Origin of the sequence: uncultured Mucilaginibacter sp. (assembly GCF_903913935.1) — a bacterium.
Lineage (GTDB): Bacteria > Bacteroidota > Bacteroidia > Sphingobacteriales > Sphingobacteriaceae > Mucilaginibacter.
The window spans coordinates 1-9,163 of sequence record NZ_CAIWNH010000413.1 but is presented as its reverse complement, the minus strand read 5'-3'; the positions used below and the strand labels follow the sequence as shown (position 1 = coordinate 9,163).

At 42.8% G+C, this 9,163-nt stretch carries 10 protein-coding genes; 8 read left to right on the top strand and 2 right to left on the bottom strand.

Annotated elements, in window-relative coordinates:
- Positions 1-64: 64 nt before the first annotated feature.
- On the bottom strand, positions 65-457 hold the full coding sequence (locus QZY09_RS16765) for an RNA-binding S4 domain-containing protein (protein ID WP_295674209.1): 393 nt from the start codon (positions 455-457) through the stop codon (positions 65-67).
- Positions 458-570: 113 nt separating this feature from the next.
- Here QZY09_RS16765 and QZY09_RS16760 point away from each other — a divergent pair, with 113 nt between their 5' ends.
- The 8 genes from QZY09_RS16760 (at position 571) to QZY09_RS16725 (ending at position 8,680) form a co-directional block, all read left to right on the top strand.
- A complete protein-coding gene (locus QZY09_RS16760) occupies positions 571-1,386 on the top strand; it encodes a 2,3,4,5-tetrahydropyridine-2,6-dicarboxylate N-succinyltransferase (protein WP_295674207.1) in 816 nt (271 codons plus the stop codon).
- 68 nt (positions 1,387-1,454) lie between these two features.
- Positions 1,455-2,444 carry a glycosyltransferase family 9 protein gene (locus tag QZY09_RS16755; protein ID WP_295674205.1) on the top strand — a complete coding sequence of 330 codons (990 nt, stop codon included), beginning with the start codon at positions 1,455-1,457 and terminating at the stop codon, positions 2,442-2,444.
- On the top strand, positions 2,437-3,003 hold the full coding sequence (locus tag QZY09_RS16750) for an L-threonylcarbamoyladenylate synthase (protein ID WP_295674203.1): 567 nt from the start codon (positions 2,437-2,439) through the stop codon (positions 3,001-3,003). Before QZY09_RS16755 ends, QZY09_RS16750 begins: the two co-directional genes overlap by 8 nt.
- Positions 3,004-3,079: 76 nt before the next feature.
- Complete coding sequence (locus QZY09_RS16745) at positions 3,080-4,489, top strand: HD domain-containing protein (RefSeq protein ID WP_295674201.1); 1,410 nt, start codon at positions 3,080-3,082, stop codon at positions 4,487-4,489.
- Between the two features lie 185 nt (positions 4,490-4,674).
- On the top strand, positions 4,675-5,328 hold the full coding sequence (locus QZY09_RS16740; protein WP_295674200.1) for a hypothetical protein: 654 nt from the start codon (positions 4,675-4,677) through the stop codon (positions 5,326-5,328).
- A 177-nt stretch (positions 5,329-5,505) separates the two neighbouring features.
- Positions 5,506-6,426 carry a tRNA (adenosine(37)-N6)-dimethylallyltransferase MiaA gene (miaA, locus tag QZY09_RS16735; RefSeq protein ID WP_295674199.1) on the top strand — a complete coding sequence of 307 codons (921 nt, stop codon included), beginning with the start codon at positions 5,506-5,508 and terminating at the stop codon, positions 6,424-6,426.
- 16 nt (positions 6,427-6,442) lie between these two features.
- On the top strand, positions 6,443-7,255 hold the full coding sequence (locus QZY09_RS16730; protein ID WP_295674211.1) for a nitrilase-related carbon-nitrogen hydrolase: 813 nt from the start codon (positions 6,443-6,445) through the stop codon (positions 7,253-7,255).
- Positions 7,256-7,276: 21 nt separating this feature from the next.
- Positions 7,277-8,680, top strand: a complete 1,404-nt coding sequence (locus QZY09_RS16725) for an APC family permease (RefSeq protein WP_295674198.1) — start codon at positions 7,277-7,279, stop codon at positions 8,678-8,680.
- Positions 8,681-8,706: 26 nt separating this feature from the next.
- On the opposite strand, the gene QZY09_RS16720 is transcribed toward QZY09_RS16725, so the two are convergent.
- On the bottom strand, positions 8,707-9,163 hold a 457-nt coding region (locus QZY09_RS16720), incomplete at its 5' end, for a sugar nucleotidyltransferase (protein ID WP_295674197.1).

Here is a 9,163-nt window from a genome sequence, read left to right as displayed (position 1 = left end):
ATTATACGCAAAACTGAAAGTACGTCCAAAATTTATTATTCCTATATAATAAATACTTTTTCTTTTAATTAAAAAAATCGTCTTTCAATTCATCTATTTCTCTTCTATCCCTTTTGGTCGGCCGGCCGGCTCCCCTGTCTCGCTTTAAAATCGGCGCATGGAACATCGATTTAAAGGCCTGTGTCTCTTCCATCGGGGTAACATCTTCATAAAAATTAACAGCTGTTTTGGCATCCACGCGATTTTCAAGTAAACCGGTAACCTTTAGTACCCGGCGTTCGGGCCCTTTGGAAACATGATAAACTTCGTTTATTTTCACCTCGCGGGATGGCTTTACGTTTTGCCCCTCTAATTTTACACGGCCTGCTTTACAGGCGTCTGTAGCCAGTGTACGTGTTTTAAAGGCCCTGATGGCCCAAAGGTATTTATCTATCCGTAATTTTTCTTTTTCAGGCATAACAAAAACAAACTTACAAAGTCTTCAAGACTTCGGGGAAAGTTTTAAGTTCAATTTTCATAGGCTAACAAATTCCTTAAAATTCCTTTAATTTGTCTAAATTTTATTTACTGATGCAAAACCTGAAAAAATTAATTGAAGCAGCCTGGGAAGACCGTACCCTGTTGCAATACACCGAATATGTGAATGCCATTGATACCGTTATTGAAAAACTGGATAAGGGCGAGTTCCGCGTTGCGGAACTGATCGGCACGCGGTGGCACACAAACGATTGGATAAAAAAAGCGGTAATCCTATATTTTCCTACCAGGCAAATGGAAACCATCGAAGTGGGCCCTTTTGTTTTTCATGATAAAATGAAACTAAAAACCGATTACGCGCAAACCGGGGTACGCGTGGTACCGCATGCTATTGCCCGTTATGGTGCACATTTAGCAAAAGGCGTTATTATGATGCCATCGTATGTAAATATTGGCGCTTATGTTGATGAAGGCACCATGGTTGACACGTGGGCAACCGTTGGATCTTGCGCACAAATTGGTAAACATGTGCATTTAAGCGGCGGCGTTGGTATTGGAGGCGTGTTGGAGCCTGTGCAGGCTGCACCTGTTATCATTGAGGACAACTGCTTCCTGGGCTCCCGAGCCATCGTAGTTGAGGGGGTTCACCTCGAACGCGAAGTGGTTTTAGGCGCAAACGTGGTCTTGACAGCTTCCACCAAAATTATTGACGTTACACAGGAAAAACCTATCGAATATAAAGGCCACGTTCCTGCCCGTTCGGTAGTTATCCCCGGCTCATACACAAAAAAATTCCCTGCTGGTGATTACCAGGTTCCCTGCGCGCTCATCATCGGTCAGCGGAAAGAATCAACAGATAAAAAAACGTCCCTTAATGATGCTTTGAGGGAAAATAATGTTTCGGTTTAGCAAATGTTGAGTAGTGAGTAATGAATGGAAAATAAAAAAACTCAGTACTCACCACTCACCAATTCAAAATGAAAATCCTTATAAGGCTCCCAAATTGGCTTGGCGACGTGGTAATGAGTACTGCTTTCGTTTCTGCCGTAAGGGAGCTTTACCCGGAGGCGACAATTGATGTAATCATTAAAAAAGAATTTGTTGCAATAGCTTCACTTATACCTGGCTTGCGTAAGGTGCACTCTTTTTCAAAACAGGAAAACAAAGGTTTAGCGGGAGTTTTTAGGTTTGGAAAAAAACTAAGAGCTGAAAACTACGACCTGTTTTTTAACCTGCCCGAATCGTTGTCCTCACTTGTAATGGGATGGGCCACCAGGGCAAACCATCGCGTTGGATTTGGAAAAGAGGGTGGATTTTTTTTATTGACCCGTCATTTTAAAAAACCCGAAAACATTCACCGTGTCGATGAATACATTTCCTTGCTGGAGCAATTTACCGGCAAAACAATTGGTAACAGGCAGGTTAGTTTGGATGTGCAAAAACCGGGAAAGCCAATAACCGATCGGGTGCTGGTGAATTTCAATTCCGAAGCTGCTTCGAGAAGAATGCCTATAGAAAAGGCTAAATCGCTGCTTAATTTATTAAACAATCATTTTAAAGAAGTTGAATTCACCTTTGTAGGAGCGCCAAAAGAGGCTCCTTTTATTGATGAAATTATCAAGGGCGCTGAAAACATCGGAAGGATAAGAAATTTTGCAGGCAAAACCGACCTGGTATCACTTAGCCATCTTATGGCAGGTTGTACGGCTATGATTACTACAGATTCGGGGCCTGCACACCTGGCTAATAGTGTAAATACGCCCGTTATCGTATTATTTGGCGCGGGCAATGAAAACAATACCGCGCCATACAACACCCACAATCTGACCGTTTTGCGGGCCGGGAAACTCGATTGCGAGCCCTGCGTTAAAAACACCTGCAAACTGTATGGCATACCAAAATGCATGCAACTGTTAGATGACTTGCAGATCATTAATGCTTTGAGCGTATATTTGCCCCATGCTTAGAGACGAAGTTGCGAAAGCTTTTAAAATTATACAGGACGGCGGGATTATCCTCTACCCTACCGATACCATTTGGGGTATTGGCTGCGATGCCACCAATACCGAGGCTATCAAAAAGATCTACAAACTAAAACAGCGGGACGAAGCAAAAAGTATGATCATTTTGCTGGACAACGAAAATAAGCTTGAAAGCTACATCAGCGACATGAACCCGTTGGCCTATGATTTGATAGAATATGCCGAAAACCCGCTGACATTGGTAATGCCTGGCGCAAAAAATATTTCGCCGGCATTGATCAGCAGCGACGGCAGCATTGGTATCCGGATTTCAAAGCATCCATTTTGCCAGCAATTGATCCAAAGAATGAGAAAACCACTGGTTTCTACCTCTGCAAACATCAGCGGTAAACCATCGCCCCAATATTTTTCGCAAATTGATGACGAAATAATAAATGGCATAGATTACGTGGTTGACCTGGATCAGCATAGTATGGAAATAAAAAATCCATCAACTATAATGAAATTGGCACCAAACGGAAGTTTTGAATTTCTGCGGCGGTAGTTACCTTTCTGGCAAAAATGACACGAAATAATAATCGGTGAAATCACAATTTAACTCAGTGGAATCCAAAAATTAATTGAAAAAACACCTTCAACACCCTATATTTTCAGTCATTTCAAAACTGGCTGCAGCGCAAAATGTACAGACTTTTGCCATCGGGGGATTCGTGCGCGACCTTTTCCTTGAGCGGCCTTCAAAAGATATCGACATTGTGGTTATCGGCAATGGCATTTCTTTTGCCGAGCTTGTTGCCCAAAAACTACACGTAAAACTGGCCGTGTTTAAAAACTTCGGCACTGCATCACTTAAATACCAGGATTTGGACATAGAATTTGTAGGCGCCCGTAAAGAATCATACCGTTTGGATTCAAGAAAACCCATCGTAGAGAACGGGACACTGGAGGATGACCAGAAGCGGCGCGATTTCACCATTAACGCCCTTGCCATTTCATTACACCCCGATACTTATGGCCAGCTTTTAGATCCCTTTAACGGCATTGCCGACCTTGAACAAAAACTAATCAGGACCCCCTTAAATCCAATCGAAACGTTTTCAGACGATCCTTTGAGAATGCTGCGTGCTATCCGCTTTGCTTCGCAATTGAATTTTAAGATAGACGATATCGCGGTAAAAGCTATAGTTGAAAATGCTCACCGGATCAGCATTATATCTCAGGAGCGCATCACTGATGAACTAAATAAGATCATTTTATCAGCCAAACCCTCCATTGGTTTCAACTATTTATTTGATACCGGCCTGCTGCATAAAATATTCCCCCTAATGACGGCACTTTATGGTGTAGACTATATCGATGGTAAAGGGCATAAAGACAACTTTTACCATACCCTGCAGGTATTGGATAATATTTGCGAAACAACAGATGATCTATGGCTGCGCTGGGCCGCCATTTTGCATGACATTGCCAAACCGGCCACCAAACGCTTTGAGCCCGGCCATGGCTGGACTTTTCACGGGCATGAGGACAAAGGCGCCCGGATGGTACCTAAAATATTTACCCAGTTAAAGCTACCCCTGAACGAAAAAATGAAATTCGTTCAAAAAATGGTACAGCTGCATCTTCGGCCTATTGTGCTGGCACAATCAATCGTTACTGATTCGGCAGTGAGGCGTTTGCTTTTTGAAGCCGGTGAAGACATTGAAAGCCTGATGTTGTTGTGTAAAGCAGACATTACTACCAAAAACGAATACAAGGTAAAAAAATACCGGCAAAATTTTGAGCTGGTACAGCAAAAGCTGAAAGACGTTGAGGAACGTGATAATATGCGCAACTGGCAACCGCCGGTTACAGGTATTGATATTATGGAATTATTTGGTATTAAAGAAGGGCGCGAGGTTGGCATTATTAAAAACCAGATCCGCGAAGCGATACTGGAAGGCGAAATCCCTAACGAGCGGGAAGCGGCCATAAATTATACCATAGAAAAGGGCGAAGAAATTGGCCTGAAAGTTGTTGGGAAGAGTTGATTTCAGATTTCGCAATTTCGATTTCCGATTTTTAATTTACAGGGCATTTGGTAATTAATTTAATCAAAAAAGAGCAGATATTTCGCGGTTGACATTCTGACTCCGCATTAAAATAAATCCAAAATAGAACATTCGACATCCGAAATAAACCAAAACATTATTATTTTTGTAAAAATCTACTAAAAATGGCACTATACAGGTTCAGGATCACCTTTGAAGACTACGATGATGTTTTAAGGGAAATAGATGTAAAATCTAACCAAACATTTGAGGACCTTCACCGGGCTATCCACCAATCTACAGGGTATAATCCTGAATATCCTTCTTCCTTTTATATCAGTAACGACCAATGGATAAAGGGCGAAGAAATCACCTATATGCCTAATCAAAAAAGGATCGATCGTGGTGTTGCGCTGATGGACAAGGTAAAACTATTGAGCTATATAGACGATCCGCACCAAAAATTCTATTATACATTTAATTTCGACCGCCCCTTTGATTTTCACGTAGAGTTGATGAAGATTATTTTGGACGAAACGCCGGGCACTTCTTACCCGGCTGTAATTAAATCAGTAGGCGAGGCGCCTAAACAATTTGGCAATGTGGTAACCCCTACTGCTGCCCCGGCTGCCAGCGATGATTTTGATTTCTTAAATGAAATGTCGTACGGAGAAGAAGATGCCGAAGACTTTACTGAAATTGCGGATACTGATGAAATAGGCGAAGAAGATAAAACAACCGCAGTTGAGGATGAGGAAGAAGATGAATTCGGGAGCGAATTTTCAGACGACGAAGGCTTTGAAGACGACAGCAAACTGTCGCACGGGGACGATTATTAGGTAGTTCATAGTTGATGGTTCATAGTTCATAGCAGCTACGTGATAGATCACAATTCATGGCCGCTACACAACAAATTGAGACTTGTTATATATACGGCGAGTTTTTCCTCCAACAATACATTTCCCATAAGACCAATGAACTATCATCCATAAGCTTCCGACTATGAACCATGATCTATGAACCATGAACTACCCGCCCTCATCGTAATTGCCGGCCCAACTGCTTCTGGAAAAACTGCAGCAGCTATTGAGCTGGCAAATCATTATAAAACGGTGATCGTATCGGCTGATTCACGGCAGTTTTATAGGGAGATGTCTATCGGTACCGCAAAACCAAGTGATGCTGAACTGACGGCTGCTAAACACTATTTCATCAATTCACATTCCATCACCGATCCTTTTTCTGCTGGCGACTATGAGAAGCAGGCCCTGAGTTTATTGAATGAACTGTTTAAAGTTCATGACAAAGTGATTTTCGCAGGAGGGTCCGGCTTGTTTATAAGAGCGGTATGCGAAGGTTTTGATGAGTTCCCCGACGTTGAACCGGGCATCCGGGATAAACTAAACGCGGAGCTTGATGAACAAGGGCTATCGTTTTTACAGGAAAAGTTAAAACTGGCCGACCCGGCATATTATAATCAAGTCGACCTAAACAACCCCCAACGTGTCATCAGGGCATTAGAAGTTTTTGAAAACACCGGAAAACCCTATTCATCATTCAGGAGCACAAAGGTCAATAAACGGCCGTTCCGATCTATAAAATTTGGATTAACCCTGCCAAGGGAAGTATTGTACCAGCGCATTAACCACCGTGTGGATGAAATGGTAAAGCAAGGCCTGGTGGAAGAAGTGAGATCATTATTGCCTTACCGCAACATAAATGCCCTCAACACTGTTGGATACACCGAGTTATTCGATTATTTTGACGGGAAAACCAACCTTGACGACGCCATTTCAGCCATCAAACAAAATACCCGCAGGTTCGCCAAACGACAATTAACCTGGTTCAGGAAAGATGATGAGATAATTTGGCAGCAAGCCGATAAAAAAGAACTGATTACTGATATGATTTCCGCTATAGCTACTATCTTAGCATAAAGATAAGTCTGTGAACATGGTAAATTTGAGTATCGTCCAATTCACACCCGTTTGGGGTGATAAACCGCAAAACCTTCATCAAATAACCACACTGCTTAAAGATCTAAAGGCTGATATCATCGTGTTGCCTGAACTTTGTACCACCGGGTATTCATTTTTAAACCAGGAAGAAGCGTTGATTGCGAGCGAAGACGAAACGGGTGAAGGCGTAAAACGCCTCCGAAGACTCGCTGTTGAATTGCAGGCAATGATCGTTGCCGGTTTTGCGGAAAAAGATGGCGACAAAACATATAACTCCGCGTTGGTGGCGTTACCTGATAACACCTTCAAAATCTATCGCAAAACACACCTTTTTTATAAAGAAAAACTCTGCTTTGAACCCGGAGATTCAGGCTTTTTTGTGGTTGACCATCCACTGGTAGATTGTAAAGTTGGGATAATGGTTTGTAACGACTGGCGCTACCCCGAAGCAGCCAGGAGCCTTGCATTACTTGGCGCTGATGTAATTGCCTGCCCGAGTAACCTGGTTTCAACTTTATGGGGCGTGGGCATGCCTGCACGGGCTCTTGAAAATAAAGTATACCTGGCGATAACCAACCGCTGCGGCACCGAAAAAAGAATACTGGAAGATGACAGCGAACAAACCTTAACATTTAATGGAGGATCGGTAGTTTACGATTTTAATGGTGCGCAATTGGTGCAGGCAGGGAAAAACGAAGACGCTGTTTTAACGGTACAAATTGACCCGCATTTAACGCGCAATAAATCATTTAACGCCTACAACAACCTTTTTACAGACCGAAGGCCGGATATGTATTCTCTCGATTAAAATTAGCTCCAAACCCCAGCTATGGAAGAAAACCAAACCGGCCACGAAACCGGAAAATCTCACTTTATACGCGCATTAAACCTGCCAACCGGAATTTTACTGGTTGCCGGTATCATGATCGGCTCGGGGGCCTTTAAAAAAATTGTGCCAATGGCGCAAACTTTGCATAGCGGAGAGTATATTTTATTGGCCTGGATAATTGCCGGGGTTATCACCATGTTCGGAGCTTTTACCTATGCAGGCCTTGCCACGATGACCACTGAAACCGGCGGAGTATATGAATATTTCCGGCTCATCTACGGTGATTTTATCGCTTTTATTTTTGGATGGTCGGCTTTTACCATCATTGGCAGCGGCGCCATTGCCGCGCTGTCGTTTGTATTCGCGCAATCTTTTAATACTTTGGTGCATTTACCCGATCCTTTCAGTTCACTTAAGGATATTGGTATCGGCCATTCCGTTTTTCCTTTTGCTGATTCCGGGATAAAATTACTGGGTGTTTTGGCTGTTATTTTATTAACCTGGTTTAATATCAGGGGTATAAAAAATGGCGGTGCCTTAAATAACATTGTCACATCTGCAAAGATCCTCGGGATTGTACTGCTGATCATTGGCGGGCTGTTTTTCACAGGGCGCCCGGTGTTAAACATCGAAACAAAAATCGCCTCCGATTATCCACAGGGCTTATCCCTGTTAAGTGCATTATTTGGCGCTATGCTCAGCGCGCTATGGGCTTATGATGGATGGGCCAATGTTACCTATGTTACGGGTGAGATTAAAAACCCGCAACGCAATGTGCCTTTAGCGATAATCGGGGGCGTGGGCATCGCCATGACGTTGTACATCCTGCTTAATTACGCTTACATGCAGGTTATGCCCATTGCTCAACTGGCGCAATTAGGTCCCAATAGAATAGCTGCCGCCGAAGTCGCCGGGGTATTAATGGGTAAATCAGGATCAGTAATCATTGCTTTACTCATCATCATTTGCACTTTTGGAGCCTTAAATGGTTGCATCATCTCTTATCCGCGTATTTACTTCCGCATGGCCCAGGAAAAAGTTTTTTTCAGTAAGGCCGGGGCAATCCATCCGGCATTCTGTACACCGCACGTCGCGCTTATCTATTCGGCAATATGGAGCTGTATTCTGTTGGTTAGCGGCACTTTCGACCAGATCACTAACCTGATCATTTTCGCTTCCTTTGCTTTTTTTGCCCTGGGGGCTTATGGCGTAGTACGGATGAAAATGAAAAACGTGATTAAATCTACAGTGATCGGGTACCCGGTTATTCCTTTTATTATCATCCTTTTTTGTATCGTACTGGTCATCAATACGATCATTACGCAACCTGAAGCTTCCGCAATAGGTTTATTCCTGATTTTAAGCGGAACTCCGTTTTATTTTTACTTTAAACAAAAAAGCTGATGATACTTTTTGGAATAAACCAAAATTTAATCCAACAACGATTGCAAATAGATCCCATAGCCGCTTTTGATATATTTATTAACCAAAACCACTAACTGTTCGTCATTTATAAATCCGCGGCGGTAGGCTACTTCCTCAATACAGCCTATTTTTGTAGCCTGTCTTTTTTCAATAACTCTTACATATTCGGTAGCATCGCTTAATGAGTCAAATGTACCGGTATCCAGCCAGGCGGTTCCCCTGTCCATTACACCTACGTGCAGGTTACCTTGTTCAAGGTAATATTTATTTACGTCTGTAATTTCATATTCACCCCGGGGCGAAGGTTTAAGCTCTTTGGCTATTTTTATCACCTGGTTATCATAAAAATACAAACCGGGTACTGCATATTTTGATTTGGGATGAACAGGTTTTTCTTCGATGGAAAGCGCCGTAAAATGCTCATCAAATTCCACTACGCCATATCGTTCAGGGTCGGCAACT